Origin of the sequence: Pseudomonas sp. IT-232MI5 (genome assembly GCF_949767845.1) — a bacterium.
Taxonomy (GTDB): Bacteria; Pseudomonadota; Gammaproteobacteria; order Pseudomonadales; family Pseudomonadaceae; genus Aquipseudomonas.
In genome coordinates, this window is the sequence record NZ_CATKQE010000004.1 from 97,601 (window position 1) to 124,529 (window position 26,929).

Sequence of the window (26,929 nt, forward strand, 5' to 3'; positions counted from 1 at the left end):
CTGTCGCTTGGGGGCGGTCATGACCGATTAACTGACGGTGCGCAGACGCGCGGTTTTGGCCGGTTGCGGATCGAGCAGTTGAAAGAGGTTTTTGATGTTGGCCGGCGTCGGCACCAGGTGGATGCGCTGGCCGATTTGCTGTGCCTGAGCCAGGTCTTTCAGGTAGCGCAGTGAGGAAAAGTCTTCCAGGGCAAAACCCACCGAATCGAACACCGTCACCTGCGCATCGTTCTCGCGTCCGGCCACTTCGCCCAGCACAATGCGGAAAAACTCGATCACCGGGGAGTCGGCTTCCAGTTGCTGAATGTCGCCCTCAATACGCGTCTGCGGCTCGAATTCGACGATGACCCGGGCATTGCGCAGGATGTCGGCGTGCAGTTCGGTTTTACCCGGGCAGTCACCGCCGACCGCGTTGATGTGCATGCCGGGCTCGATCATTTCGGGGGTCAGAATGGTTGCGTAGGCTTTGTCGGCGGTGACCGTGGTGACGATGTCCGCGCCCTTGACCGCGTCCTTCACCGAGCTGGCCAGAATCACGTCGATGTCCGGGAACGCGGCGAGGTTTTGCTTCAACTTGAGCGAAGCGTCGCGATCGATATCGAAGAGGCGGATTTCGCTGATACCCAACATTTCATGGAAGGCCAGTGCCTGAAATTCACTTTGCGCGCCGTTGCCGATCAGGGCCATCGAGGTCGCACCGGGGCGAGCCAGCGATTGCGCGACCAGCGCGGAGGTGGCTGCGGTGCGCACGGCGGTGGTCAAGGTCAGTTCGCTGAGCAACGTCGGATAGCCACTCTGCACATCCGCCAGAAGCCCGAAGGCCATGACCGTCAGTAAGTTCTGCTGGCCATTGTTCGGGTGGCCGTTGACGTATTTGAACGAGTACTGCTGGCCATCGTCAGTCGGCATCAACTCGATCACGCCGTCTGCCGAGTGATTGGCCGTGCGCGGCGATTTATCAAACTGCGCCCAGCGTGCGTAGTCCGCTTCGATGTAGCCGGCCATTTCGCGGATGGCGCGGCGAATGCCGACTTGGGTGAACAGGCGTGCAGCATCATCGACATCAATAAAAAGCGTCATGTTCTTGTTCTCCGATCCAGATATTGAAAGGCTGTAGAGCGCGGGATGGCTCAGCTGCGTTGGCTCTCGAAACCGTGCAGTACGTTGACGGCATTGATGCCGATTTCATCGACCATGTAGCCGCCCTCCATGACGAACAGGGTCGGGCAACCGACGCTGGCGATCAGTTCGCCGATGCCAATGAAGTCCTCGCTTTCCAGCAGGAAGTGGCTGATGGGATCGTCCTTGAACGTGTCGACACCGAGGGAAATCACCAGCACTTCAGGCGCGAACTGCTGAAGCTTTTTGCAGGCGTGGAGCAGGGCGTTGCGGTAGCTCTCCCAGGTGGTGTTTTTCGGCAGGGGATAGTTGAGGTTGTACCCCTCGCCAACCCCCGCACCGACTTCGTGGCTGTAGCCCGAGAAGTACGGATAGGACACCGCCGGTTCGCCGTGCAACGAGACGAACATGACGTCGCTGCGCTGGTAGAAAATGTTCTGCGTGCCGTTGCCGTGGTGGAAGTCGACGTCCAGCACCGCGACGCGTTTGGCGCCTTGGGTGATGGCTTGTTGTGCGGCAATGGCGGCGTTGTTGAGGTAGCAATAACCGCCCATGTATTCGCGCGCGGCGTGATGGCCGGGCGGGCGGCACAGGGCGAAGGCACTGTCGTGGCCTTCATCGATCAGGGCCAGGCCGGTGAGGGCGATATCGGCGCTGGTTTTCACCGCTTGCCAGGTTGTCGCGGTGATCGGCGAACCGGCGTCCATCGCATAGAAGCCGAGCTTGCCGTCGATGAACGTCGGCACCTCTTCGCCGGCCAGATCGCGCACCGGCCAGACCAGTGGCAAGGCGTCGTGGGTGCGACCGGTTGCGCACCATTCGCCCCAGGCAGTTTCGAGAAAACTGACGTAGCGCTCGCTGTGCGCGTTGACGTAGCACGAGCGATCAAATGCGCGCGGTTCGACGATCTGCCCGAGGCCGACCTGTTTTACGCGGTTGTGCACGGTGTCGGCCCGACTCGGTTGTTCGAACGACGGCTTGAGCACGCCGTCTTTCAATTCGGTGCCGTGGTGCAAACGGTGGGAATCACTGAAAACTGTAAACATTCTGCGCATCCGTTATTGTTAGCCAGTGCAAATATTCTGTTCCGGCTGGGCTGCGCTTTCTTTGCTTTGTGTTCGTGGTTTGGTGGATTAATCGGGCGTTTTTACTCAGGAATGGCGTCATGCAGAAAAAAATATCCAAACGCATCAGCCTCGACGAGACCGACCTGGCGATTCTTGAGTTGTTGCAGGAAGACGCCAGTATTTCCAATGCTGAACTCAGTGAGCGGCTGTCGTTGAGCCTTACGCCGTGCTGGCGGCGGCGCAAGCGCATGGAGGAGGCGGGAGTCATCAAGGGCTATCAGGCCAATCTGGATCGGCGAATGCTCGGGCTGGATATCATGGCGTTTGTGCACATTCGTTTTTCCACCCACGCCGACCACGCGCCGGACGCTTTCGAGGCGGTGATTGCACAATTGCCGCAGGTGGTGGCCTGCCACAAGATCACCGGCGATGCCGATTATGTGTTGCAGGTGTTGGCGGAGGATCTTGATCACTACAGCGACTTTATCGAGCAGGTGCTCAGGCGTCAGGTGGGGATTGCGTCGATCCAGTCCAGCCTGGCGTTGCGTGAGGTCAAGTCCGGTAGCCGTATTGCTATTCCCAAGCCGGGAAAGGACTGAGTCGGCAGGCGTTTGAGTCAGCCTTTTCAGCTGCGTTTTACGCCGATAGCGATATGCCACAAATCGTGATGGCAATGCGTCATCACGTCGCTCAAAAAGTTCAACGATTGTACAAAAATATAAAGTTGTACAAGTTTTCACAAAATTACTAGCATCCCTCCAGACACCTTTGCTGAAACGATAAATCCAGCGTGCAGACGCCCTGTCTGCGACGTGATGGTTTTGTCTGCCGATGCTCGCGTCGGGTTTCTTTTCGACGCTTCAACAGCATCCGCATTTTGCATTTCCGGGACAGCTGGAGCGTCCCGTATTACGCCTTGGATGACGACCCCCGAATGTCTGGACGGTGACTGTGGTCACCGGAGATCAATTTTTTGTGCCTGGCGTTTCGCGTCAGGGCGTTTGAGGCTGAATATGGCAGTTGCATCGAATTTCCTCGGAGATATCAAAGTTTCCCGCAAGCTGGGCACCGGCTTTGGCATTCTTTTGCTGGCTGTTTTGGCGGTGGCCTTCATTGGCTATAACAGCAACAGCGTGCTGGTTGATCGCTTGAGCACGACGCGTCTGATCGGCACGCTGAATGACGCTACGCAAGATATGCGGCTGTCCGAGAAACAGTACGAAGCCGCCGCTGACGCAGCGTTCGCCGATTCCTATAACGCGCAGTTGAATGTCTTGCAGGGACTTGTCAGCAAGGCCCTGGAAACGTTGACCCGCGCTGAAAACCAGCAAGCCTTGAAGGCCTTGCAAACCACGATTGTCGCCTACGACCAGAAGGTCAAACGGCTGATCGCTGCCGATAAGTCGACCACCGATGCCCTGAAACCGCTGACTGCACTGTCGGACAAGTACGCGCAAACTTTTGCCGGCATGCTTGAGGCCACCACCACCAGTGCGCTGGCGTCTGCCGATGGCGAACGTGTTCGGGATCTGCGCACGGTGGCCGACTTGCGCAATGGCATGACCACGTTTCGCCTGATGTTGCGTCGTTACATTGCGGTGCCCAACGACGCGAACAAAAACCTGCTGATGGAAACCATCGATACCTTTTTGAGTGATATCACCAAGGCGCGTAGCAACTTGCCGGCGACCCTGTCGAGCCAACTGGAAGAAGCGCACGCCGGGATGCGTCGTTATCGCGAAGTATTGGTGGAAGTGGCCGGGCTGTTTGAGCAGAAGCAGAACATGCGCGAGCAGGTCGACCAGGAAAGCAAGGCGATGGACAAGATCATGAATGGCCTGATGGACACCCAGCAGCGCCTGGCGCGTGAAGATCAGCACTCAGCCTTTATTCAGATCGCCGTGTTGACCGTGTTGGCGCTGGTGATCGGGCTGATTGCTTCGGTGGTCATCTCGCGCCAGATCACTGCGCCGCTGGCGCTGACGGTTGAACTGGCTCGACGGATCGCCAAGGGCGACCTCACGGTACAGGCCAAATCAAACCGCAAAGACGAGTTGGGCGATCTGCAAAATGCAATGCAGGACATGGCGCAGAACCTGAACACGCTGGTGCAAGGTATCGGCAATGGCGTCACGCAGATTTCCACTTCTGCGGAAAAACTCTCGGCCATGAGCGAGCAGACCAGCGCGGGCGTGCGTCAGCAAAAAAGCGAAGTGGATCAAGTCGCCACAGCGATGCACGAAATGGCTTCGACGGTGCAGGAAGTTGCGCGTAACACGACCGATGCGTCCGCCGCCGCGACCTTGGCCGATCAACAGGCGCGCCACGGCAGTACGGTGGTGAAGCAGGCGACTTTGCAGATCAGTGAACTCGCTGCGGCCATTGAAGCGTTGGGCGGCGCGATGAACGTGCTGTCCCAGGACAGTGAGCAGATCGGCAAAGTGATCGATGTCATCAAAGCCGTCGCCGAGCAGACCAATTTGCTCGCATTGAACGCCGCTATCGAAGCCGCGCGAGCGGGAGAGCAGGGGCGTGGGTTCGCCGTGGTCGCAGACGAAGTGCGCTCGCTGGCGCAGCGCACGCAGGACTCGACCAAGGAAATCGAAGCGCTGATCATCACCCTGCAACAAGGCGCGCAAGCGGCCTCAACACTGATGGCCTCCAGCCGCGAGCGCACCCTCGATACGGTGGTGTTGGCGCAGAAGGCCGAGCTGGCCATTACCGAGATCAATCAGTCCATCGGTACGATCCAGGAGATGAGCCTGCAGATCTCGGCCGCTGCCGAGCAGCAAAGTGCCGTGGCCGACGAAATCAATCGCAGCATCGTCAGCGTACGGGATGTGGCTGACCAGTCGGCTGTTGCCAGTGAAGAGAGTGCGGCTGCGACGGTTGAGTTGGCGTCACTGGGGCAGGACTTGCAGCGAATGACTGCGCATTTCCGCACTTGATTTTTGGAACGATGAACCTGCGGCGATTTCGAATATTCAAGCGTCGCAGGGCTACCGATGGGGCGTGGTGAGCAGGTGACTCGGTTCAACAGCAGTTTTTTACCTATAGCCAAGCAAGGTTATAACCCGATATCAGGGGGTGTCATGACCGACTTTCCAGAATCATTCGCGTCTCGCGGAGGCTGCCAGGGCTGTAAGGACAAAGGCGTGCCGGACATGGATTTCGCCTTCGCTTTTCAGCCCATTGTGGATGTGCGTGATCAAACGATTTTTGCCCATGAGGCCTTGGTTCGCGGCGTGAAGGGTGAGGGCGCCTTGTCAGTTCTGGAGCAGGTGGACGATCAAAACCGTTATCGATTTGATCAACTGTGTCGAGTGCGGGCGATTTCCACGGCGGCTGAGTTAGGGATGACGCAGTACTTGTCGATCAACTTTTTGCCGAATGCCGTTTACCGCCCGCAAATGTGCATTCGCAGCACGCTGGAGTCGGCGCGTGCTCACGGCTTTCCACTGGAGCGCCTGATCTTCGAGGCGGTGGAGGGCGAGCACGTTGAAAGCAATAAGCACTTGATGAATATCTTGCGTGAGTATCGTGAGTTTGGGTTCAAGACGGCGATCGACGACTTTGGCGCAGGCTATTCCGGCCTTAACTTGTTGGCGGATTTTCAGCCGGATTTGATCAAGCTGGATATGGCGCTGATCCGCGATATTCACCGTGACCGGGTTCGCCAGACCATCGTGCGTAATGTGGTGAACATGTGCAGAGAGTTGGACGTGGAGGTGATCGCCGAGGGCATAGAAGTTGCCGATGAAAGAGACTTTCTCGCCGATTGCGGCATTTACCTGATGCAGGGGTACTGGTTCGCCAGGCCTGCCTTCAAATCGTTGGCGCAGATCCCGACAAGTGCGTGGCTGAAGCGATGATCGCTTTCAGCTCGCGCTGATCCGCTCGATAACCTGGCTCAGCGCCGGACGTTTGTTGAGCCTTTGGCGTTGGTAATCCCCTGTCGATGAGCAAAGTTTCATCTTGCCGGGTTCGGCGCAGGCCTAGGATGTTGGCACAAGATCGTCGCTTTTCATCCCGAGGGGAATCGTGCCATGCGCCTTAATGTCGTCAAAGTGCTGTTGATTACTGCAGCGGTATCGGTGTTGAGTGCCTGTTCGGGCGCGGGTGGCCTGACCACCACCAGTTGTTTCTCCAGCGACTGTCAGTCGCCGGAGGGGCGCAACGCCAATACGTTGAAGTTTGGCGGCAACAGTATTGGCAGCAGTCTCAATCAGTACAGTTCTGGCATGTTGAAGGATGACTAGATAAATCAAACCCTGTATGTAAAAAGCCCCGCGTATGCGGGGCTTCGTGTTTAGCTGCTGGATTCAGTTCCAGGCGCCTTGTGGGCGGTTTGCACGCAGGTAGTCGGCAAATGGATCGCTGTTGGCAACTGCAACGCCGTGTTGTTCCAGATAGACACCCGGCTTGAAGTTCGTGCCTGGCGACGGCGGGTTGATGCCGCTCGCCCATGCCCGTACATAGCGTCGTACATCCTGCTCCTTGCTGTTGAACACGCCGGAATCAAGGATGGTTTTGACATCCAGTTTTTCCTGTTGCGCACGCACGGCCGCCTGAGTACCGATGGCTTCCAGTTCAGCGACATATTTGTCCATGTCGAAGTAGCTGGCGGACGCATCATGGCTGAGCGTGGCAGCCTGTTCGTACAATTGGCTGGAGTTGGCCAGGGCAAATATTTTCTGAACCGCGCTATCGACATCCAGGTAATCAGCGATGCAAGACTCACGCAAGCCACACGTCGACAGAAAGTCGGAAATGCCTGTGGCCTTGTCGAAGCAAAGTACTGGAAGGCGAGCGCCCATGGCGTCGATGGCGACGTTTGGCAAAGGGTCCAGTCGGGACGAAATAAACAGCAAATCCGCTTCTTCGTAGGCAACTTCGATTGCCGATGTTTCATCCAGCATCACGAAACGATCCTGCAGCCCGGATCGCTTGATCTGGTCGGCCAAATATACCGAATAGCCATCTTCTACATCAGGGTTGAATCCCTTGCCGATCCAGACGAAGCGAAACTTCTCGCCGCCAGGCGTCAGCATGGTTTTGATGGCGCACTGAATGAAAAGATCGGCACCTTTGCGGAAGTTGACGTAGCCGGCGCCGAGGATCACGAACTTTCTGTCGGTGTCGCTGGCAGGGCGCATTTTGTTGCGCAAGTAGTTGGCGTCATCTTGCTTCTTTTGCGCATCGGTTGCCTGCTGAGGCAGTACGCAGTGCCCCTGCGGAATGATGTGCGCGGTCAACGACAGCAGGGCCGGGCAGGAATCCTGTGCGCTTCTCCAGGTCAGGTCGGCGGAGAACACCAGGTCGCTGGACCACAGTTTCGCATCGCTGAACAATGCGTTCGACTGAGGGTAGGCAGACGCAAATTCGTGGATCAGAGGGATGGCAGGAACAAAGTGTCGGGCCAATGGCTCCAGAACGACACGGCACTCCATGCTATTAACCAGTGCGAATTTGAAGTTGTAATCACTGCACAGTTTCTCGATGGCGAACTGTGTGTATTGAACGTTGTTCTTCAGCCGAGGGCTGGCCATTGTGGCGACGGCAGCGGCTTCGAAAGATTCAAGAAGTGCGCCTTGACCCAACAACAAAGCCACCACGTTGTAACGGCTGGCCAAGCGCTCGACCAGATTGAGTGCAAGTATTGGAGCACCGGAACGGGACGCTTCATGGCTGACCACCATGACTGTTTCGCGCGCCGGATCAAAAGCGCGGTTATTCGACAGCTTGATTTCTGGCAGGGTGACTATCCGCCAGCTTTCTTGATGACCGTGGTTCAGATAGTGAGCGACCGGATCCATGGCTGTACCCAGGTCCGGATTGAGCTTCAGGTACAGCGCCGGGTCGAAATTCGCCGGAAGCTTAACGCGATTGGCGACAGTGGCCTGGCGTTTAGCAACCACTGGCTCAACCGCTTCAACGGCCGGGATGGCTGGAACGGCTTCGGCTTGAACAGAGATCAATGGCTCGCTTTGAACCGGCGCAGACACTTCAGGAGTTCTCAGGATTTCTGATTCTTTGTTGGAAAACTTGAGAAGTTTTGAGAGAAACCTGTTGCGAGCCAAAATCTGTTCCTTTTAATTGAGCTGTATCAAAAACGAAGTCTACCGGGGAGATTACCCATGGGAGGCAGAGGCTGCCGGGGTGCGCCTCTGGTTCTCTTTATAAAGTAATATCCGCGGTCAGCGCATGGCTGACAATTACTGCAATTCGTCGTCAACCGAGCAGGGACGGCGCTTCCGTGCCGGTTGTGCATCATACACATTTTGTACAGCTTTCAGATGAATGTTGACATGCAAGACAGGTGTTTTTTCAACTTCGTTACACAGTTGTGACCAGTTGATGATCATTTCTCGGGTGTTTACCGCCGAAACGCCAATACTTTGGCGATATTGGTGTGCGGAACATTGGCGCTTTGCGGATTGAGAGTGCTTCAAGAAGACCTTGTCGGCACCTGTGAAGTGGACTCGGTTTGAGACGCCAGTTTTAGAGGGGCGCAGGCACCGCAATCCATTCGCTCAAAGTTTTCTGGTAAGTACCGGTGACTTTGCTCAAGTGCAGCCACTGATCGACATACAGTTTCCAGCTGATGTCATCGCGCGGCAGCAGATAAGCCTTCTCGCCATATTGCATGTACTGATGCGGATTCACCGCGCACAAGCCCGGTTTGAGTTTCTGCTGATACAGCGCTTCCGAGGCGTCGGTGATCATCACGTCGGCCTTGTTGTCGAGCAGTTGCTGGAAGATCGTCACGTTGTCGTGCAGGGCCAGTTGCGCCTTGGGCAGGAAGGCGTGGACGAAGGCTTCGTTGGTGCCGCCGGCAGGTTCGACCAGACGCACATTGGACTGGTTGATCTGTTCGACGGTCTGGTACTTGCTGACATCGGCGCAGCGCACCAGCGGAATCTTGCCGTCGGTGTCGAGGGTATTGCTGAAGTAGGCTTTTTTCTGCCGTTCGAGCGTCACCGAGATGCCGCCCATGGCGATGTCGCACTTGCCGGCCTGCATGTCCGGCATCAGGGTTTTCCAGGTGGTTTGCACCCATTGCACTTTGACCCCGAGGCTGTCGGCCAGCGAACGGGCCATGGCGATGTCGATGCCTTCGAAATCGCCGTCGGGGCGTTTGAAGGTGTAGGGCTTGTAGTCGCCGGTGGTGCACACGCGCAACTGGCCCTGTTGCTGAATGCTGTCGAGGTGCGAAAGGGTTTGCTCGGCATGGGCGCCGGCGGCCAGGGTCAGCAGGCCGCAGAGGATCATCGTGCTTTTTAGTGTTGTCATTGCGATCGGGGCTTCTGATAAGGACGGTGGCCCAGTGTAGTGAAAGGCTTTCCCGGGTGTCATCCTGCTTCCGGGCTTAACGTGCCGAGCCACGCCACCAGTGTCACGATCAACAATGCGATTGCCAGTTCAACTACCACGCTGCGCCTTAGCGCATTGGCCGCGATGGCATGCTGCCCATCGCGCAACGCTTTCGCCAATGCCGGGCCAAGATGAAAGCGATTCAGCGCCGCCAACACCAGCATCCCGGCAAACAGCAGAACTTTGATCGCCAACAGCATCCCGTACGTGCCGAGCAACACGTCCTCCAGCTTCGGGCCGACGATAAACAGGTAATTCACCACACCAGTGATCGACAGCGTCAGCACGATCACCGCACCGATCCACTCAAAGCGCCGAACCGCAAACGCCAGCGAACGAATGCGAGCTTCATCGAGCGGCCCCCGCGCCATCAACACCAGCGCCAGCATCGCACCCAGCCACGCACCCGCTGCGAGCAGGTGCAGAATGTCGCTGAGAAAATGCCAGAACCGCAGTGCTCCGTCGTCCATCGCCCCGTGTCCGCTCCAGGCCAAAGAGGCGAGGGCGACGGCGCCGGCAATCGATGCGAGCCATAAACCCGGTCTGATCAACAGCACAATCAGGGCAATCATCCGCAGCGCCCACGCCAACCCAACGTCGGTTTCCAGCAGCATCATTTGCAGATGTGGCCACAGCGCCGCGAGCGCCGTTTCGCCGCTCATGGCGCGGGTCATCAGCACCAGTCCCGCCATCGACAACAGCGCCCCGATCAACGCCATCCCGCGCAGCATCGGCCGCAACCGCAGCAGCGCATCAGTGCTGTACAGCGCAAACAATGCCAGCCCGAACACCAGCAGCAAATCCACATACAACGTAAACCGCAGGACGATGTTGATCAGCTCAGCCATCGCTTACTTCACTTTGAACGTGACGTTGCCGGTGATCGGATGCGTGTCGGACGACACCGCGCGCCATTGGACTTGGTAAGTGCCGGCGGGCAGCGGCGCGAGCGGGGTGATCAGCATGCTTTTCGGGTCGCTGCCGGCGCTGACTTTGGCTTTCATCGGCATCGGTGAGTGGGCCATGCCGGGCATCTCGGTCATGACCAGTTTGGCGCCGGAGAACTGAGTCAGCAGGTTCTCGGAAAAGTGCAGTTCGATCTTGCCGGGCGCGGCGCCGTCGGCACCTTCGGCGGGCGTCGACGACAGCAGTTTGGGGTGGGCTTGAGCGAGGCTGCTGAGGAGCAAGCCGCTGGTGAGTACAAGGGTGATTTTCAAGGTGCGCATGCAAGACCTCTGGGTTGTTTTCTATTGGAATTCAGAACCATAGCCGCACGCCGAGGACGAGGCGCGCTTCGCTGCGATCCTCGCCTTCGTCGCGGGCGTAATCGGCGCTGTTGCCGTAGGTGCGGTTCCACGTCACGCCGATGTAAGGCGCAAATTCGCGGCGGATTTCATAGCGCAAACGCAGGCCGACTTCGCTGTTGGATAGCCCGGAACCGATGCCCCGTTGCGCATCGTTTTTGCCGTAGATATTGAGTTCAGCGGTGGGCTGCAGGATCAGGCGATTGCTCAGCAGGATGTCGTAGTCACCCTCGAACCGCAGCGCGCTCTGGCCGCCTTCGCCGATGAACGCAGTGGCCTCGGCTTCGAAGTTGTACAGCGCCATGCCCTGCACACCGAACGCGGCCCAGGTCTGCGGCGCGCCGGGTTTGAAGTCCTGACGCACGCCGCTGACCACATCCCACCACGGCGAAATCGCGTGGCCCCAAAACGCCTGAATCTCGGCGTCTTCGGTCTTGCCGTTGCTGCGTTCACCTTCGGAGCGCAGCCACAGACGGTCGATGTCACCACCGATCCAGCCGGACAGATCCCAGGCCAACGCGCTGCCGTCATCGGCGTCCTGCCATTCGAGTTTGTCGGCGAGGAAATACGTGTTGATCGCGCTGTCGTGGACTTGATGGCCGCCGGGGCTGGTGAACACGGCGGCGCGGTCGGCGTCGGTCAGTGGCGGTATCGGCGTGCGACTTTCGGTCGGGGCGGCGGGCTGCATCATGCCGTCGTCCATACTCTGCATCCCGGCATGATCCATGCCGGACATCTGGCTGTGGTCCATGCCCGGCATGTCGTTGGCGGCTATCGCCGAGCTGCCGATCAGCAATAAAGAAAACGCTGTGAATCGAGTCATCATCGGCCCCTTCATTCTTCTACCCGCACTTCGCGGAACATGCCCGTTTCCATGTGGTACAGCAGGTGGCAGTGATAGGCCCAGCGACCCAGTGCGTCGGCGGTCACGCGGTAGGAACGGCGGGTGCCGGGCGGCATGTCGATGGTGTGTTTGCGCACCTGGAAGTCGCCGTTTTCGTCTTCCAGATCGCTCCACATGCCGTGCAAGTGAATCGGGTGGGTCATCATCGTGTCGTTGACCAGCACCAGACGGATGCGCTCACCGTACTTCAGCCGCAAGGGTTCGGCGTCGGAGAATTTGATGCCGTTGAACGACCAGGCGAATTTTTCCATATGCCCGGTCAGGTGCAACTCGACCGTGCGGCTCGGATCGCGGCCATCCGGGTCTGCGAAGGTGCTGCGCAGGTCGGCGTAGGTGAGCACGCGACGGCCGTTGTTGCGCAGGCCGAGGCCGGGGTCGTTGAGTTTGGGCGCGGTGGTCATGGCTTGCATGTCGACCAGCGGGTTGTCTGTTTCGCTGTCGGGATGGGATTGCATCGGACCCATCGTCGAGTGATCCATGGCGCTCATGTCCATCGAGCCGTGATCCATGCCACCCATACCCATGTCGTCCATGCTCACCAGCGGGCGCGGATCCAGAACCGGTGCGGGCGCGGATAGCCCGGCGCGAGTGGCGAGGGTGCCACGGGCAAAACCGCTGCGATCCATGGCCTGAGCAAACAGGGTGTACGCCTCGGCGTCCGGCTCGATGATGACGTCGTAAGTCTCGGCCACGGCGATGCGCAATTCATCGACGCTGACCGGTTTGACGTGCAGGCCGTCCGCCGCGACCACGGTCATTTTCAGCCCGGGAATACGTATGTCGAAGTAGGTCATCGCCGAGCCATTGATCAGGCGCAGGCGCAGTTTTTCCCCGGGGCGAAACAGGCCGGTCCAGTTGTTATCCGGCGCGTGGCCATTCATCAGGAAGGTGTAGGTGGCGCCACTGACGTCGGCAATGTCAGTGGGGTTCATCTTCATCTGCGCCCACATCTTGCGATCGGCAACGGTGGCGCCCCAGCCTTTTTCGCTGACGTCATCGATGAAATCGCCGACGGTGCGTTTGTCGAAGTTGTAGTAGTCGGACTGTTTTTTCAGGGTCTTCATCAGGCTGGCCGGGTCTTCGTCGCTCCAGTCGCTGAGCATCACTACGAACTCGCGGTCGTAGTGGAATGGCTCAGGGTCTTTGGCGTCGATCACCAGCGGCCCGTAAACGCCGGCCTGTTCCTGCAACCCGGAATGGCTGTGATACCAGTAGGTGCCGTTCTGCCGCACCTTGAATTGATAGACGTACACGCCACCCGGTTCGATGCCGTGAAAACTCAGGCCCGGTACGCCGTCCATGTTCGCCGGCAGCAGAATGCCGTGCCAGTGAATCGAGGTGCTGGCGCTGAGCCGGTTGCGCACCCGCAGCGTCACCGTGTCGCCTTCGCGCCAACGCAGCAGGGGGCCGGGCAAGCTGCCGTTGATGGTCATCGCCGTGCGTGGGTTGCCGGTGAAGTTGACCGGGGTTTCGCCGATGAACAGCTCGAAGTCGCTGCCGCTCAGTTCATCCAATTGACCGGGCGCATTCAGCGCCCAGACCGGCGTGCGCCACAGGCCGAGGCCACCGAGCAGACTGCCGGCGGCGAGGCCTTTGACGAAGGTGCGTCGTGATGGGTTGGAAGGCATGCGCTGGAAATCCCCGTTTGACTCATGACGAGGAGGCTAACCAGCGCCGGCTTTCAGTTAGCTGAGTAGGGGATTACAGTTTTGACAGGTTCAGCCAATTGCTCAATGCGGCGTTGGAGTTGGAAGACCTGTGGCGATAGGTGAATCGGCTTGAGAATGGCTGAGCGCAAGTGATCCCAGCCAACGACGTGTTCAGCACGCTGCTGCCAGCTGAGTAGCGGCGCAAGCCCTGGACGCAACGGTTTCTGAGTGACCTTGCTGTTACGTGTGGCGATGCAAAAGTGTGTGTAGCGAGGCAATTCATACAGGTTCAAACGCTGCAGGTCTCTGCTGCACAACAGCAAGATGTCGCCAAAGGTGAACAATGGAAACGCCGTGACTTCGATCTTTTGTTTTTCATTGAGTGTGGTTCGCCAAAGTCTGTTATCCAGATCGTCCAGGCTGATGTTTTCGTCAAGTATGAATCGCGCCGGCTGCTGACGAATCGCCAGATTTCCAGCGGCTGCGTAGGTGATGCTTGGCATTGCACCTGGCGATAAAAGAAGAAACCCGCTGAACAGAACCAGTGCTGTTGCGATTCCATAAGCGATACGCGCAAAGACATGGCCTCTGCTGATATAAAAAATCAAAATCGGGACGAGACTGAAAATGAGTGTGCCGAGGGAAAACAACCCGACAACCACTACCGCCTGCGCATTATCTTCGCCGACGTAGGTCTCGAGGATCAGCAATGTGGGGAGTGACGCACACAGAACGGCTAAGCCGATCATGCTACCGATCAAGAGTCGGAAACCGTTTTTCTTCCAGCCTCCCATTCGACGGGTGTTTTTGTTGAAAATCTTTCGAAAGCGTTTGAACAGGAAAAGTGCGAAGTAGGCCAGCAGGGTCAAGGAAAAAACAAACAGCATCGAACCTGCGGCGCTGAATGCGTTCGGGAAATTGAAAAGCAGAGAAATGAAGGTACCAAAGCCAAAACACATAGGAAGCAGCAAAAAGGCAGCGATCTGTTTGTGCCTTTTTGGCACTTTTTCGAACATCGAAACGGTGATTCCGTAGAACCATGCGCTGGCGGAGAGTACGCCAAGGTAGCCCACCATGATCAGCACGATCAGTAAAAGCCAGATAGCAAGCGCTGACTTGGCATCGCTGCCTGCCAGGAAAAGGTCAGTACGACCAATTGCCCGGGTGTAGACGTAAAGCCCAAGGATTGCCAACCCCGCGCCGAGAAAGCCCAGAGTGACGGTGATCTGGCTCCAGTAATCAAGAACACGTTTGAAGTTGCGCTTAAAAAACTGGGTGAACGTTGGTGCGGTCGAAGCATCCATGCGTAAAGGCTTTCCATCGATTTTGGTTTGTGGGTCCTGTAACGACAAACGGCCAGAATTCTTTAGGAAGTCTGGCCGTTGAAATGGCGGGCCCGTGTTGCTCCGGGCAGGAGCTCTTGTGGTGGCGTGGAGAATTTAAAGTCCCAATCCTTCCTGCACCGCCAGCAACAGATTGTTTTCGGTCAGCGCAATGGCATCCAGCTGCTGGCCTGTTTCAATCGACTGCATCCACCAATGGCTTTCACCGTGCTCATCCACGGTACGCAGCAGATAAGTGTCTGTGGCTGACGGGCTGATCTGCACCCGCCCGGCGCCATCCTCGGTAAACCGCGCAATGGGATCGAATGTCAGGCTTTGATGGTTGGCTTCGATCACCAGTTGGTCGATGGCGTAATCGTGGGATTCACCATCCGGTGAAGTTTCGCAAACATGCGTAGGATTTCGCCGAATCTTCAGTCCTACTTCGGTGACGGGCTGCAACCACGCCTCAATGCGGTGGTACAAGTCATACACCTGAGCAGGCCAGCAATCGATTTCCAGTGCCGCATCCGCGTGGGTATGCCGGGTTTGCTTGAGTTTGGCGGCGAGTTCGTCTGCTTTACTCATTTTGGTTCCCTAGGTTTGGTGGCTGCCTGTTAATCGTAGACCTTTCAACGGCGTACGGCGTTGCCTTGCGTCATGCGCTTGCAACACAAGCGTGTCGAAATCAGCGCTGGCCAAGTCGGTCAGGATCGAAAACCATGGACGCAGGCGTCCCAAAGGAGTGGGTACATGAAAAAGCTGTTTACAATTTTGGCAGTGATTGCGCTGACGGCCGGTAGCATCGGTTTGAGTTCGGCGCGGCAATCGCAGTCGAGCAAGGCCCAGACGGAATCGGTGGCGGGGGTATTCGATTACTACCTGCTGGCGTTGTCCTGGTCGCCGACTTTTTGTTTGACGCACAAAGATGACTCGCAGTGCACGGGCAAGGGCTACGGCTTCGTGCTGCACGGTTTGTGGCCGCAATACGCCAAGGGCGGCTGGCCGGAATCCTGCCCGCCGCTGACCACGCTGAACGCGGCGGAAAGCAGCAAAGGCCTGACGCTGTTTCCGACGAAAAAACTGCTCGACCACGAATGGTCCAAACACGGCACCTGCAGCGGTCTCGGCGCGATGGGCTATCTGGATGAAGCGGACAAAGCCGTGGCAGCGGTGAAAATCCCCGATGAGCTGCAACCGTTCAGCTCCTCGTATTACTTCGAGGCGCAGGAAATTGCCGACCTGTTCCGCAAGGCCAACCCGGGCATTCCAGCCGACGGCATCGCGGTCATTTGCAGTGGCCCGGAACTCTCGGAAGTGCGCGTCTGCATGGGCAAGGATCTGCAGTTCGGCGCGTGTGGCAAGGGTGTGAAAACCCAGTGCCGGGCGGGGGATATTCGGGTGCCGCCGTCGCGTTGAGACGAGCGGTTTCCACGTATAAAAAAGGCGCCCGATCGGGCGCCTTTTTTGGTCTGATGGTTTGAAGTACCCGACGAACTCCCGCATGCTTGCGCCCCCGAAAGGATGACCACGTTACATTGCAAGGAGCTGTTCATGAGCGGAAAACCCGCCGCCCGCGACGCTGGACAGCACCGGTGGTCACGGCAATGTCGTCATCGGCGGTTCAGGCACGGTCATCATCGGTGACACGGTGACAGTCGCGCCCTTCAGTGGCTTGTTGCCGATGCCGGTGCATTTCACTGACCGGTTGAAACTGGTCAATGACGTAACCGGTGAGCCGATGCCTGATCATCCTTACGTTATTCAGCGCGCTGACGGACGTCTGGAACATGGGGTGTCTGACGCGAACGGATTTACTCACCCAGTCAGCTCGCACCTGCCTGAAACCATCAAGTTGTTTTTGGAGGAGTGAGGCATGGCTGCTGAAACGGTAACGTGCGCGAAGGGCAACAATTACAAGCTTCACAAGGAACATGCGCTGACGGACAAGAAGGAGGTCAGTGACAAGACTGTGCCGGTGGAGAGTACCAAGGCGATTGTGGTTTTTATCGGAGGTGCGGGAGATAAGGAGAGTTATTATTTTTCGGGTCCTTATGAAAACATCCAGGATGCACGACTTGCATTTGATAGGCGCACTGAGACATTAAAGGCAGAAGGGAAATATAAGTCGCAATGGTTGGGTTACAACGAAGTCAGAGGAAAGCAGGACATTCAACGGCACGTGCTAAGCCTTATTCCGTATAAAAGCTGTCCCGTCTATATCGTCGGCCATAGCCTCGGCGGCTGGAATGGTGCGCACCTGTCCAAAATAATGTCGGATTGGGGTTACAAGGTTCAGATGCTGATCACTCTGGATCCTGTGGGTGAAGGGGCTTTGGTGTGGCTGGGCTCAGACATTTATCGCGAACGTCCCGCGCCAGTTTCGGTTGATTGGATCAATATCAAGGCAACACCTTCCAAGAGAGACCCATCAGACGGGGTCGCGGACTTCGGGGAAAAATGGATTATCTCCTGCGGACCGTCAATTAACGTAAATGTCGACACGAATCACGCTAACGCACTGGGATTGCTAAACGCCCCAATCGCTGATGGTAAATCTGCAAGTGACTTGCTGTTTGATTCAATCATGAAGGAGTTTTCGTGATGTACAGGTTTTTCCTTTGTGTGGTTCTGGCTGTCTGTTCGGGATGTGCAAAGGACCATTTACAGCCTCCGGCAAATTTAAGTTATGTGTCCGTAGAAAGGTCGAGTTCCCTTTTATATGTCATCAAATATCAATCCGATGTGGATGTTTTGAACCTGTTTGGCCGAGGCGAAAGGCAAGGGATGGCTTCGGGGACATTGAGGTGCGCGTTAGCGGATGACCACGATTTTTCTGTTGGTAAAGCTATTCAGTTTTCTGCGGTGGGGCTGGTAGATTCTGATATACGCGAAAACGGCAACTCCAAATTCTCCTTTTCGACCAGTACATTCATCACTGAAACATCCAGCGACCGAAGTACGGAGAGAGATCTGTCAGCGGCAGAACTGAACCAACTCCTCGCCAACAAACAACAAATCCCCTGCAAAGTCGTCGTCACCGCCTACGGCTACAAACCCTACTACTCAAACACCATGAACATTCCCGTCGCGGATCTGCTGCGGGAAATCAACAAACCCCAATGATAAAAACGGGGGGGATTTCAGGCGAATCCCCCCGCATCCACCCCCAACTCCCCACGCAAAAACTCCACCAAACCACGTTGCAACCCGGTCAAAACCCCATCACGACTGACCAACGCCAATTCCGTCGGCGCCAGTTCCGGCAAATCCGTACACACCTGATGCTCAGGCAACACCGCCGACACTGGCAGCACCGACACCCCCAACCCCGAGGCCACTGCCGCTTGAATCCCGGTCAGGCTGTGACTGCCGAACGCGACCCGCCAGGGGCGCTGGGCAACATCGAGCAAACGAATGGCGCGCTGCCGATACAGGCAGCCTTGCGGAAACAACGCCAACGGCAACACGCCAGTGGACGAGTCAAATTCCGCACCTTTGACCCACACCAGCCGCTCCGGCCAGGTCGCCCACGCCCGGCCGCTGTCGGGTTCACGTTTGATCAGGGCGATGTCGATGTCGCCGGCATCCAGACGCTGGCGCAGATCGAGGCTCATGCCGCTGATCGTTTCCAGCCGTGCTTGCGGATGGCTGCGGGTGAAGCCGGCGAGAATCAGCGCCATGCGCCGCGCGTCGAAGTCTTCCGGCATGCCGATCCGCAGGATTTCCAGATCGAGGTCGCTGGCCAATGCTTCGGTGGCTTCAGCGGACAGCGCCAGTAATCGGCGCGCGTAATGGATCAGTAATTCGCCGTGTTCGGTGACGGCGACATTCAGCCCGGTACGGTCGCGCAGCAGCAGGGCGTGGCCGACCAGCTCTTCGAGTTTGCGCACCTGCTGGCTGACTGTCGACTGAGTGCGGTGCACGCGCTCGGCGGCGCGGGTGAAGCTGCCTTCGTCAACCACGCAGACAAAGGTTTTCAGCAATTCCAGGTCCAGCATGGCGGCGCTCTCGATAGTGGTTTTTCAACTGACGATTGGCTATTTATTTAATTTCACACTATCACCGGGCGCTCATAAGCTGAAGTCCTCACCACGGAGGACTCGATCAATGACACTCATCCACACCCCGCGCCCGCAATGGCTGACCTTCGATTGCTACGGCACTTTGATCCAATGGGACGAAGGCCTCAAAGCTGTGGTCGGCGAAATTCTCAGCGAGAAGGGCGAACATCAGGTCGACGCCGGGCACCTGATCGAAGTCTATGATCGCCATGAACATCGACTCGAACAAACCCCGCCGCACCGATCGTTCCGCGAACTCAGCACCCTCGGCCTGCAATTGGCCCTGGAAGAATTGGGGCTGCCCAGCCTGCCTGAAGACAGCCAGCGTCTGGCCGCCGCCATCCCGAAAATGCCGCCGTTTGCCGAGGTGATCGAAACCCTTGCGCAACTCAAGGCGATGGGCTTCAAACTGTGCATCGTCTCCAACACCGACGACGACATCATTGCCGGTAACGTCGCGCAGCTCGGCGGCCACATCGACCGGGTGATCACCGCGCAACAGGCTGGCGCCTACAAGCCGGCGCCGCGCCTGTTCGACTACGCTCATGAGCAGTTGGGCGTCAGCCGCGCAGAGGTGGTGCACATCTGCGCCAGCCCGATGCTCGACCATACGGCCGCGCGGGACATGGGCTTTCGCTGTGTATGGATCGATCGTGGCACTGGTCGCCAGATGCTGGCGGACTATCGCCCCGACGCGATCCTCAACCGCCTCGATCAAGTCTTGCCGCTGTTCAAATCCCTCGGTTGGTAACGGAGAATCGTCATGGCTCACACCCTGACTGCCAGTGCGCGGGCCGCACGCCCGACAGCGCTGAACCTCGACACAGAAGCCATCATCACCGCGCGCACTGAGCTGGCGGCGTGCTTTCAACTGGCCGCGTTGCATGGCCTGGAGGAGGGCATCTGCAATCACTTTTCGGCGATGGTGCCGGGGCACGACGATCTGTTCCTGGTCAATCCCTACGGTTATGCGTTTGCCGAAGTGACCGCGCAGAATCTGCTGGTCTGCGACTTCGACGGCAATGTGGTTGAAGGCGAAGGCTTGCCGGAAGCCACGGCGTTTTACATTCATGCGCGTCTGCACAAGCAACTGCCGCGAGTGAAAGTCGCCTTTCACACCCACATGCCTCACGCCACGGCGTTGTGCCTGCTACAAGGGCCGCCACTGTTATGGCTGGGGCAGACCGCGCTGAAGTTCTATGGGCGCACGGCGGTGGACGAGGACTACAACGGCCTGGCGCTGGACGCGTCCGAAGGCGACCGTATCGCCGGGGTCATGGGCGACGCCGACATTCTGTTCCTGAAAAATCACGGTGTGATCGTTGCCGCGCCGACCATCGCCGAAGCCTGGGACGACCTCTATTACCTGGAACGCGCCGCGCAGGTGCAACTGCTGGCGATGGCCACGCAACGGGAACTGAAGCCTGTGCCCCACGCCATTGCGCAACGGGCCTATGAGCAGATGCGCGAAGGTGATCCGCAAAGTGCGCGAGCCCACCTGCACAGTGCGATGCGGCGCCTGGCCCTTCACAACTGACTAACCCTAAAGGAGCGATCGAAAATAAATCGGCGAACAGCGATCATCCAAACTCGTTGTGCGCCGATATACCTGAGCGGGACCGGGGCGTTTGCCCCGTAGATTCCGGTGGGCTACGCTCACAAACATAAGGGTTTTGCCGCTGGCGCCCTTGTCGTACCTGCCCAGGACTTGCTTTTGCCTATCCCTATTCACGATCCGCATCAGGCCCCCGGAGGCACCCTTAAACGCCTGCCGCTGCGCAAAGCGGCGGTGTTGTTTATCGTTGCGGTGGGGTTGTGCCTGTCCGGTTTGCTGTACCTGCAACTGGAGCAGTCGCGTCGTCAGGATCTGGCCGTGGCGAAAATGGCCTCGAGCAACCTGACCCGGGCGATGGCGCAGCAGGCCGAAGACACCTTTTTGGCCGCCGATCTGGTGATGACCAGCCTGGTTGACTGGATTCAGGATGACGGTTACGGCGCGGCGCAAAGACCGCGCCTGCAGAAAACCTTCGCCCGGCGCGTGCAGCAACTCGATCAGCTGCACGGCATTTTTCTCTTCGACACGCAGGGCCAGTGGGTGATTACTTCATTCGCTGATCTGCCCCGTGGCAATGGCGTGGCCGATCGCGAGTACTTCAAGTTCCACCAGCAGAACGCCTCGACGCTGGCGCACATCGGCCCGGCGATTCGCAGCCGTGAGAACGGCGAGTGGATCATCCCGATTTCCAAACGCGTCAATGATCACGCGGGCAATTTTCAGGGGGTGTTGCTGGCCGGGATCAAGATGTCGTATTTCGACCGCTTTTTCGAAAGCTTCAGCCTCGATGATCAAGGCATCATGTTTCTCGGCTTGAGTGACGGCACCTTGCTCGCCCGTCGGCCGTTCGATGAAAACCTGATCGGCACGTCGCTGGCGCAAGGGCGGATTTATCGCACGTTGCTGCCCGAAGCGGCGGCCGGCACGGCGATGATCAACTCGGTGGTCGATGGCGTGGTGCGTTTGTATGGTTATCGACGCTTGTCGGCGTATCCGCTGGTGGTGTCGGCGGCGACCTCGCGCGACACGATTCTCGAGGGTTGGTACGCACGCGCCTTCCAGTCGAGTGTGATTGTCGCCTTGGTGATTCTTGGCGTCGGCCTGTTTGGCTGGGTGTTCATTCATCAGGTGCGCGATGGTGAACGGATCGAAAAAAACCTGCGCAAAGCCCAGCGTACGCTGGAGCAGATCGCCACTCACGACAGCCTGACCGGGTTGGCCAATCGACGTTTGTTCGAGCGCTCTCTGGAAGTCGAATTCGCCCGTGGCGCGCGGCAGGTCAGCCCGGTCAGCCTGATCATGCTCGATATCGATTTCTTCAAGCGCTACAACGACGCCTATGGTCATGTCGCCGGGGATCATTGTCTGACTCAGGTCGCCCAAGTGCTGCAGACGTGCTGCCAGCGCAAGTCGGATCTGGCGGTGCGCTACGGTGGCGAGGAGTTTGCGGTGCTGTTGCCGGACACCGACATCAACGGCGCACTGGCGATTGCCGGGCAGATCCGGCGCAGCGTGATCGACAAACACATCATCCACAGCGGCTCGCCAACCGGGTATTTGACGGTGAGTCTGGGCTGTTATTCGTTTATTCCGAGCGGCAATGACAGCCTGGAAGTGTTTATCCAGCGTGCCGATGCGGCGTTGTATCAGGCGAAAAATGCCGGGCGCAATCGTGCGGCGGTGTTGTCACTGGACAGCGGCCTGGCCGAATTGATGCGCTCCGATCGCTGACCCAGAGCCTGGCACAAACCCTATGGGTGAGAGGGGATTGTGTGATTGTCGCAGGAACTTGTGGGAGCTGGCTTGCCAGCGATAACGGTCGGTCAGTCAAGAAAGATGTTGACTGTGCTGACGCTATCGCTGGCAAGCCAGCTCCCACAGTGATTTTCATCAAGCCAAGGTTATGTGAATACCCATACAACCGAGGGTTTTCACCACGGGTGGCTCTTGTTCGTTCAGCCGCCAGTGCCACCGCCCGCACCGCCAGTGCCGCCGCCGGCCGATCCGGTACCGCCGCCAGCCCCGGAACCCGAACCACTGGCCCCGCCATTGGTGCCAGTCCCGGAACCCATACCCGAAGAGCCGCTGCCACCGGAAGGCGCGCCCGGCGTGTTGTCTGGCGGCGTAGTTGTGCTGGTCGGGCCGCCGGACTTGGTGCCGGTGGCGTCAGCGCCGTCGTTGGCGGCGAAGCTGGCGGCCGAGGCGCTGGCGAGCAACCCGGCGAGCAATAACGAAGTGAGTTTGCGCGTGATCATGATCCGTCTCCAGAAAGGGCATGTACCTGATATTGGTCTGACGCGCAGAACCCTTGGTGCCGAATGGCTGACGAGCGGTCAGCGGGAAAACCGAGTGGCCTCCTGATCTTCTGGAATATTGGCTATTTGTCGAACCGGGTGTGAGGGCTAACGTAGCCACACATTCACTTGCTACCCGGAGCTACCATGCAACCTCGTACCGATTTCTACACCGCCTCCCCAGACGCCTTGAAAGCGATGATGGCTCTGGAAACTGCCGTGTCCAAACTGCCGCTGGAAAAGACCCTGATCGAATTGGTCAAGTTGCGCGCCTCGCAAATCAACGGCTGCGCATTCTGCATCGACATGCACACCACCGATGCGATCAAGGGTGGCGAAACCCCGCGCCGCTTGTTCGCGGTGACGGCATGGCGTGAAGCGCCGTTTTTCAGCGACCGCGAACGCGCCGCGCTGTTGTGGACTGAATCGCTGACCCAACTGAGCCTGACCCACGCCCCGGACGAAGATTACGAGGTGGTTGCGGCGCAGTTCACACCGAAAGAAATGGTCGACCTCAGCGTGGCGATCAACACCATCAACAGCTGGAATCGTCTGGCCGTAGGCTTCCGCAAAATCCCACAGGCTTAAGCTGCCCACAATCCCTACACGGGCCGGGGAAACTTTATAAAACTGGATCAATGCCCATCCGCACTCGGCGCCGCCGGTGGTTGCACCTTGCGCATCAAGGGCACCATCGCCGTGGCGATGACGAAGCACGCCCCGATCATCAAAAAGGTGTCACCGTAGGTTTGCGTTTGCGCCTCGCGGTAGGTCAGCAGCCACAACTGGCGCAGGCTGGCGGTGACACCGACGTCGCCGCTCTGGCCCAGGTTCGCCAGGTTTCCACTGACCTGCGACAGCCACTGATTCATCGCTTCATTGCTGCTGTTCAAGTGTTCGGCTAATCGCGTGAAGTGCAGGTTGGTGCGGTCATTGAGAATGGTCGCGCACGCCGCAATACCAATCGCACCACCCAGATTGCGCATCAGGTTGAACAGGCCAGATGCGTGTTTCAAACGTGCGGGCGCCAACCCGCCCAAGGTCAGCGTCACCGCTGGCGGCACCGCCAATTGCTGGGCAATCCCGCGCAACGCTTGCGGCAGCATCAATTGCCCCGCGCCCCAGTCGTGAGTGATCGGGCTGAACTCCCACATCGATATCGCGAACAGACCCAGACCGATCATCATGATCCAGCGCAGATCGACGCGATTGGCCAGAAAGGCATACAGCGGAATCGCCATGATCTGGAACACGCCGGTGGAGAAAACCGCCAGACCAATGTCCAGCGCGCTGTAGCCGCGCACCCGGCCGAGGAACAGCGGCGTCAGGTAAATCGTCGCGAACAGGCCGATGCCGGTGACAAACGAAAAGAAGCAGCCGAGGGCGAAATTGCGATCCTTCAAGGCGCGCAGATCGACGATCGGATTGGCCACGTGCAAGGTGCGGCCAATGAAGGCCAACCCGGCGAGGCCACTGATCCACGCGGTGGTCAGAATGGTCTGATCGCTGAACCAGTTCCAGCGCGGGCCTTCTTCGAGGGTGTATTCCAGGCAGCCGAGAAACAGCGCGAGAAACACCATGCTCAGATAGTCCGCACCTTTGAGCAAGGACAGTTCCGGCTGGTCTATTTTCACCAGCATCGGCACCGCCACAGCGACGAAAATCCCCGGCACCAGGTTGATGTAGAACAACCAGTGCCACGAGGAAATATCAGTGATCCAGCCACCGATCACCGGCCCCATGGTTGGCGCCAATGATGCGACCGCACCGATGGTCGCGGCGGCGATCACCCGTTGTTTGCCGGTGAAGAAAAAGAACGCGGTGGTGAACACCAGAGGGATCATCGAGCCGCCGAGAAAACCTTGCAGCGCCCGAAAGGCAATCATGCTCTGGATGTTCCAGGCCACGCCGCAGAGCAGGCTGGCGAGGGTGAAACCGACCGCCGACGCGCAGAACAACCAGCGCGTGGAGAACACCCGCGACAGCCAGCCGGACAGCGGAATCACGATGATTTCGGCGATCAGATAACTGGTCTGCACCCACGCGGTTTCGTCGGTGCCGGCGGACAGTCCGCCGCCGATATCGCGCAGTGACGCCGAGACAATCTGGATATCCAGCAGCGCGATGAACATGCCAATGCACATGGTCGCGAAGGCGAACACTTTGGTGGCGGTCGCCATGTCCGCTGCGTTGAATGGCTGTGCAGGAGCGGCGAGGGCGGTGCTCATGGCGCGACGGCCACGGCACTGGTTTCCGGTTGTGCGCGGGTGTCGACTTCCGCCGTCACCGACAGGCCCGGGCGCAAGTGCCCGAGCACGCCATCAGCCGGGTCGAGGAGGATGCGTACCGGTACGCGCTGGACGATTTTGGTGAAGTTGCCGGTGGCGTTTTCCGGTGGCAGCACACTGAATTGCGAACCTGTGGCGGGGGCGAGGCTGTCGAGGCGGCCGTGGAATTCCTGTCCGGAAAGGACGTCGGCGCGGATGCTCACGCGTTGCCCGGGTTTCATCCGCGCCAATTGGTCTTCCTTGAAATTGGCATCGACCCAAAGGCCGCTGGCCGGCACCACCGACAACTGTTGCGAGCCGGCCTGAGCATAGGCGCCAACCCGGGCGCGGCGATTGCCGATCACGCCATCGACCGGCGCGCGCAGTTCGGTGTAGCCGAGGTTGAGTTGCGCCAGATCGCGTTCGGCGCGGGCTTGCTGAAGGGCGGCGCGGGCCTGTTGTTTCTGGGTGTCGATCACCGCCAGTTGGCGTTGCGCGGCCAGCAGTTCGGCCTGTGCACGGGCGCTCAGGGCTTGTGCGGTTTTGAAGGTAGCGTCGGCGCGTTGTGCGCTTTCTACGGACACGGCGTTGCTGGTCACCAGGCGTTTGTAGCGTGCGTTGTCGTCCCGCGAACGCGCGGTTTCTGCGCCGGCGGCGTCGATGCCGGCGCGGGCCTGGCCGATCACCGCTTGTTGCAGTTGTTCGGTGGCGTCGAGGTTGGCCAGCAGGGCTTCTTCGGCGGCGACGGCGCCTTCGGCCTTGGCCAGATTGGCGCGATAGTCGCGGGCGTCGAGGCGGATCAACACATCGCCGGCCTTGACGTGCTGGTTGTCGCTGACCAGCACTTCGTCGATGTAACCGGCGACTTTCGGCCCGATCACCGTGACATCGCCACCAATATAGGCATCGTCGGTTTCTTCGAGAAAACGCCCGGCGCCCCACCAGTGCACGGCGTACAGACCGGCAAAGATCAATGCGAGCAATCCTGCGCCGGGAAGCAGCAGGCGTTTAAGCAGGGGCGGCCTGGTCTTTACCACAACAGGTTCGAGGGTGGGCATGCTGGTCATGGCGGGATACCTGCGCAAACGGGTCGTTATTACGTCCGTAATATGACGCAGGTAATATTTAGTCGCAAATTATTTCTGCTGCCAATCGTCAGTTGCTCACTTGAGCCAGTGGCCCGGCGTGCTGCCGGTCATGGCTTTGAAGAAGGCGATGAAGGCGCTGTCGCTGGCAAAACCCGATTCGAACGCGCAGTAACTCAGGCTGCGCCCGGTGGCGAGCAACTCCATCGCGCGCATCAAGCGCCACTGCTGGCGCCATTGCTGATAACTCATGCCGGTTTCGCGCTGGAAGATTCGCCCGATGGTGCGACTGCTGGCGCCGATCTGCTGTTCCAGCACTTGCAGCTCCGGAGGCAGACGTTCGGGCGTTTGTAGTAGCGGCGCGAGGCGTTTGTCTTGAGGTAACGGCAACAACATCGGTTGTTGCGCCGCTTCAGCGATTTCGCTCAGGCACAGACCGAGCAAGTGGGCGAATTTTCCTAGCTGCCAATCGGTGGCGAAATCGGCCAGCGCCATGGGCTCCAGCACCGCACGCAGCAAAGGGCTGACTTCAATCACGCAGACCTGCTGCGGCAGTGCAGCGCACAGTTCGGGGATCAAGTAGATGGAGCGGTAATCGACACTTCGCTGCATCACTGCCCGATGGCTGACACCCGGCGGAATCCACGCCGCCCGCGACGGCGGCAACAGGCACAGTTGCTGCGCCAGAGTAATCCGCGTGCAGCCTTGTCGCGTGTACAGCAGTTGCCCGCGTTGATGACGGTGCAGGCCGGAGTCGTGGTCGCCCAAGGTAGAGGCGATGCCAATCACCGGCGCCTGAAAGCGATCTGCGTCGAATGTTGCGTGGGCATCGAGCCAGGCCATGGGTTGTCCGATTTCAGCGATAAGTTGGCAGGATTTGGATAATACGCCAGTGGCCGGTTCTTAAACTCCTCGGCGGTTCAAG

Annotated in this window: 26 protein-coding genes and 2 pseudogenes; 13 read left to right on the top strand and 15 right to left on the bottom strand. The window is 58.5% G+C overall.

What is annotated here, in order from left to right; all coding sequences use genetic code 11:
- Positions 1 to 27: 27 nt before the first annotated feature.
- Positions 28 to 1,080, bottom strand: coding sequence for an ornithine cyclodeaminase (locus ACM6JQ_RS04320; RefSeq protein WP_414893288.1), 1,053 nt, complete (start codon positions 1,078 to 1,080; stop codon positions 28 to 30).
- A 50-nt stretch (positions 1,081 to 1,130) separates the two neighbouring features.
- Positions 1,131 to 2,165 (bottom strand): histone deacetylase family protein, encoded by a 1,035-nt coding sequence (locus ACM6JQ_RS04325; RefSeq protein WP_123376999.1) that lies wholly within the window; start codon positions 2,163 to 2,165, stop codon positions 1,131 to 1,133.
- 119 nt (positions 2,166 to 2,284) lie between these two features.
- Here ACM6JQ_RS04325 and ACM6JQ_RS04330 point away from each other — a divergent pair, with 119 nt between their 5' ends.
- The 5 genes and pseudogenes from ACM6JQ_RS04330 (at position 2,285) to ACM6JQ_RS04350 (ending at position 6,445) form a co-directional block, all read left to right on the top strand.
- Positions 2,285 to 2,785 carry an Lrp/AsnC family transcriptional regulator gene (locus ACM6JQ_RS04330; RefSeq protein WP_007915532.1) on the top strand — a complete coding sequence of 167 codons (501 nt, stop codon included), beginning with the start codon at positions 2,285 to 2,287 and terminating at the stop codon, positions 2,783 to 2,785.
- A gap of 414 nt (positions 2,786 to 3,199) precedes the next feature.
- A pseudogene (locus ACM6JQ_RS04335) lies at positions 3,200 to 4,276 on the top strand (methyl-accepting chemotaxis protein); the annotation flags it as partial.
- 78 nt (positions 4,277 to 4,354) lie between these two features.
- Positions 4,355 to 5,134: a methyl-accepting chemotaxis protein gene (locus ACM6JQ_RS04340; protein ID WP_371857974.1), complete on the top strand. Its 780-nt coding sequence runs from the start codon at positions 4,355 to 4,357 to the stop codon at positions 5,132 to 5,134.
- Positions 5,135 to 5,278: 144 nt separating this feature from the next.
- Complete coding sequence (locus ACM6JQ_RS04345; protein WP_095114237.1) at positions 5,279 to 6,058, top strand: EAL domain-containing protein; 780 nt, start codon at positions 5,279 to 5,281, stop codon at positions 6,056 to 6,058.
- A 174-nt stretch (positions 6,059 to 6,232) separates the two neighbouring features.
- Positions 6,233 to 6,445, top strand: coding sequence for a hypothetical protein (locus tag ACM6JQ_RS04350; RefSeq protein WP_095114238.1), 213 nt, complete (start codon positions 6,233 to 6,235; stop codon positions 6,443 to 6,445).
- 63 nt (positions 6,446 to 6,508) lie between these two features.
- On the opposite strand, the gene ACM6JQ_RS04355 is transcribed toward ACM6JQ_RS04350, so the two are convergent.
- The 8 genes from ACM6JQ_RS04355 to ACM6JQ_RS04390 all read right to left on the bottom strand — a co-directional run bounded on the left by ACM6JQ_RS04355 (position 6,509) and on the right by ACM6JQ_RS04390 (position 15,327).
- Positions 6,509 to 8,191, bottom strand: a complete 1,683-nt coding sequence (locus tag ACM6JQ_RS04355) for a glycosyltransferase (RefSeq protein WP_414893289.1) — start codon at positions 8,189 to 8,191, stop codon at positions 6,509 to 6,511.
- A gap of 496 nt (positions 8,192 to 8,687) precedes the next feature.
- Entirely contained in the window at positions 8,688 to 9,479 is a 792-nt protein-coding gene (locus tag ACM6JQ_RS04360) for a transporter substrate-binding domain-containing protein (RefSeq protein WP_414893290.1), read from the bottom strand.
- 59 nt (positions 9,480 to 9,538) lie between these two features.
- A complete protein-coding gene (gene copD, locus ACM6JQ_RS04365) occupies positions 9,539 to 10,408 on the bottom strand; it encodes a copper homeostasis membrane protein CopD (RefSeq protein ID WP_414893291.1) in 870 nt (289 codons plus the stop codon).
- Between the two features lie 3 nt (positions 10,409 to 10,411).
- Positions 10,412 to 10,786, bottom strand: coding sequence for a copper homeostasis periplasmic binding protein CopC (gene copC, locus ACM6JQ_RS04370; protein WP_414893292.1), 375 nt, complete (start codon positions 10,784 to 10,786; stop codon positions 10,412 to 10,414).
- Positions 10,787 to 10,817: 31 nt separating this feature from the next.
- On the bottom strand, positions 10,818 to 11,687 hold the full coding sequence (locus ACM6JQ_RS04375; protein ID WP_414893293.1) for a copper resistance protein B: 870 nt from the start codon (positions 11,685 to 11,687) through the stop codon (positions 10,818 to 10,820).
- 11 nt (positions 11,688 to 11,698) lie between these two features.
- Positions 11,699 to 13,396, bottom strand: a complete 1,698-nt coding sequence (locus tag ACM6JQ_RS04380) for a copper resistance system multicopper oxidase (RefSeq protein ID WP_414893294.1) — start codon at positions 13,394 to 13,396, stop codon at positions 11,699 to 11,701.
- A gap of 53 nt (positions 13,397 to 13,449) precedes the next feature.
- The gene (locus tag ACM6JQ_RS04385; protein ID WP_414893295.1) at positions 13,450 to 14,721 is read right to left on the bottom strand and encodes a hypothetical protein; all 1,272 of its coding nucleotides are present in this window, start codon (positions 14,719 to 14,721) and stop codon (positions 13,450 to 13,452) included.
- Positions 14,722 to 14,856: 135 nt separating this feature from the next.
- Complete coding sequence (locus ACM6JQ_RS04390; RefSeq protein ID WP_095114243.1) at positions 14,857 to 15,327, bottom strand: hypothetical protein; 471 nt, start codon at positions 15,325 to 15,327, stop codon at positions 14,857 to 14,859.
- Positions 15,328 to 15,492: 165 nt separating this feature from the next.
- On the opposite strand from ACM6JQ_RS04390, the gene ACM6JQ_RS04395 reads away from it, so the two are divergent.
- The 4 genes and pseudogenes from ACM6JQ_RS04395 (at position 15,493) to ACM6JQ_RS04410 (ending at position 17,865) form a co-directional block, all read left to right on the top strand.
- Positions 15,493 to 16,158: a ribonuclease T2 gene (locus ACM6JQ_RS04395; protein WP_123376994.1), complete on the top strand. Its 666-nt coding sequence runs from the start codon at positions 15,493 to 15,495 to the stop codon at positions 16,156 to 16,158.
- 157 nt (positions 16,159 to 16,315) lie between these two features.
- A pseudogene (locus ACM6JQ_RS04400) lies at positions 16,316 to 16,612 on the top strand (hypothetical protein); the annotation flags it as partial.
- Between the two features lie 3 nt (positions 16,613 to 16,615).
- On the top strand, positions 16,616 to 17,344 hold the full coding sequence (locus tag ACM6JQ_RS04405; RefSeq protein WP_414893296.1) for an alpha/beta hydrolase: 729 nt from the start codon (positions 16,616 to 16,618) through the stop codon (positions 17,342 to 17,344).
- Positions 17,344 to 17,865 carry a hypothetical protein gene (locus ACM6JQ_RS04410; RefSeq protein WP_414893297.1) on the top strand — a complete coding sequence of 174 codons (522 nt, stop codon included), beginning with the start codon at positions 17,344 to 17,346 and terminating at the stop codon, positions 17,863 to 17,865. Before ACM6JQ_RS04405 ends, ACM6JQ_RS04410 begins: the two co-directional genes overlap by 1 nt.
- A 17-nt stretch (positions 17,866 to 17,882) precedes the next feature.
- On the opposite strand, the gene ACM6JQ_RS04415 is transcribed toward ACM6JQ_RS04410, so the two are convergent.
- On the bottom strand, positions 17,883 to 18,740 hold the full coding sequence (locus tag ACM6JQ_RS04415; protein WP_414893298.1) for a LysR substrate-binding domain-containing protein: 858 nt from the start codon (positions 18,738 to 18,740) through the stop codon (positions 17,883 to 17,885).
- A gap of 109 nt (positions 18,741 to 18,849) precedes the next feature.
- Here ACM6JQ_RS04415 and ACM6JQ_RS04420 point away from each other — a divergent pair, with 109 nt between their 5' ends.
- The 3 genes from ACM6JQ_RS04420 (at position 18,850) to ACM6JQ_RS04430 (ending at position 22,089) form a co-directional block, all read left to right on the top strand.
- A complete protein-coding gene (locus ACM6JQ_RS04420; RefSeq protein ID WP_007915562.1) occupies positions 18,850 to 19,554 on the top strand; it encodes a haloacid dehalogenase type II in 705 nt (234 codons plus the stop codon).
- 12 nt (positions 19,555 to 19,566) lie between these two features.
- Positions 19,567 to 20,340, top strand: a complete 774-nt coding sequence (locus tag ACM6JQ_RS04425) for an aldolase (RefSeq protein WP_414893299.1) — start codon at positions 19,567 to 19,569, stop codon at positions 20,338 to 20,340.
- 177 nt (positions 20,341 to 20,517) lie between these two features.
- A complete protein-coding gene (locus ACM6JQ_RS04430) occupies positions 20,518 to 22,089 on the top strand; it encodes a diguanylate cyclase (protein ID WP_095114248.1) in 1,572 nt (523 codons plus the stop codon).
- Positions 22,090 to 22,313: 224 nt separating this feature from the next.
- On the opposite strand, the gene ACM6JQ_RS04435 is transcribed toward ACM6JQ_RS04430, so the two are convergent.
- Positions 22,314 to 22,613 carry a hypothetical protein gene (locus tag ACM6JQ_RS04435; RefSeq protein WP_007915566.1) on the bottom strand — a complete coding sequence of 100 codons (300 nt, stop codon included), beginning with the start codon at positions 22,611 to 22,613 and terminating at the stop codon, positions 22,314 to 22,316.
- Positions 22,614 to 22,799: 186 nt separating this feature from the next.
- Between ACM6JQ_RS04435 and ACM6JQ_RS04440 the strand changes: the two genes are divergently transcribed.
- Entirely contained in the window at positions 22,800 to 23,240 is a 441-nt protein-coding gene (locus ACM6JQ_RS04440; protein WP_007915567.1) for a carboxymuconolactone decarboxylase family protein, read from the top strand.
- A 47-nt stretch (positions 23,241 to 23,287) separates the two neighbouring features.
- Here the strand turns inward: ACM6JQ_RS04440 and ACM6JQ_RS04445 are convergent, their stop codons facing one another.
- The 3 genes from ACM6JQ_RS04445 to ACM6JQ_RS04455 all read right to left on the bottom strand — a co-directional run bounded on the left by ACM6JQ_RS04445 (position 23,288) and on the right by ACM6JQ_RS04455 (position 26,847).
- On the bottom strand, positions 23,288 to 24,880 hold the full coding sequence (locus ACM6JQ_RS04445) for a DHA2 family efflux MFS transporter permease subunit (RefSeq protein ID WP_414893300.1): 1,593 nt from the start codon (positions 24,878 to 24,880) through the stop codon (positions 23,288 to 23,290).
- Positions 24,877 to 25,986, bottom strand: a complete 1,110-nt coding sequence (locus ACM6JQ_RS04450) for an HlyD family secretion protein (RefSeq protein WP_414893301.1) — start codon at positions 25,984 to 25,986, stop codon at positions 24,877 to 24,879. Before ACM6JQ_RS04450 ends, ACM6JQ_RS04445 begins: the two co-directional genes overlap by 4 nt.
- A 96-nt stretch (positions 25,987 to 26,082) precedes the next feature.
- On the bottom strand, positions 26,083 to 26,847 hold the full coding sequence (locus ACM6JQ_RS04455; protein WP_095114251.1) for an AraC family transcriptional regulator: 765 nt from the start codon (positions 26,845 to 26,847) through the stop codon (positions 26,083 to 26,085).
- Between the last annotated feature and the right edge of the window lie 82 nt (positions 26,848 to 26,929).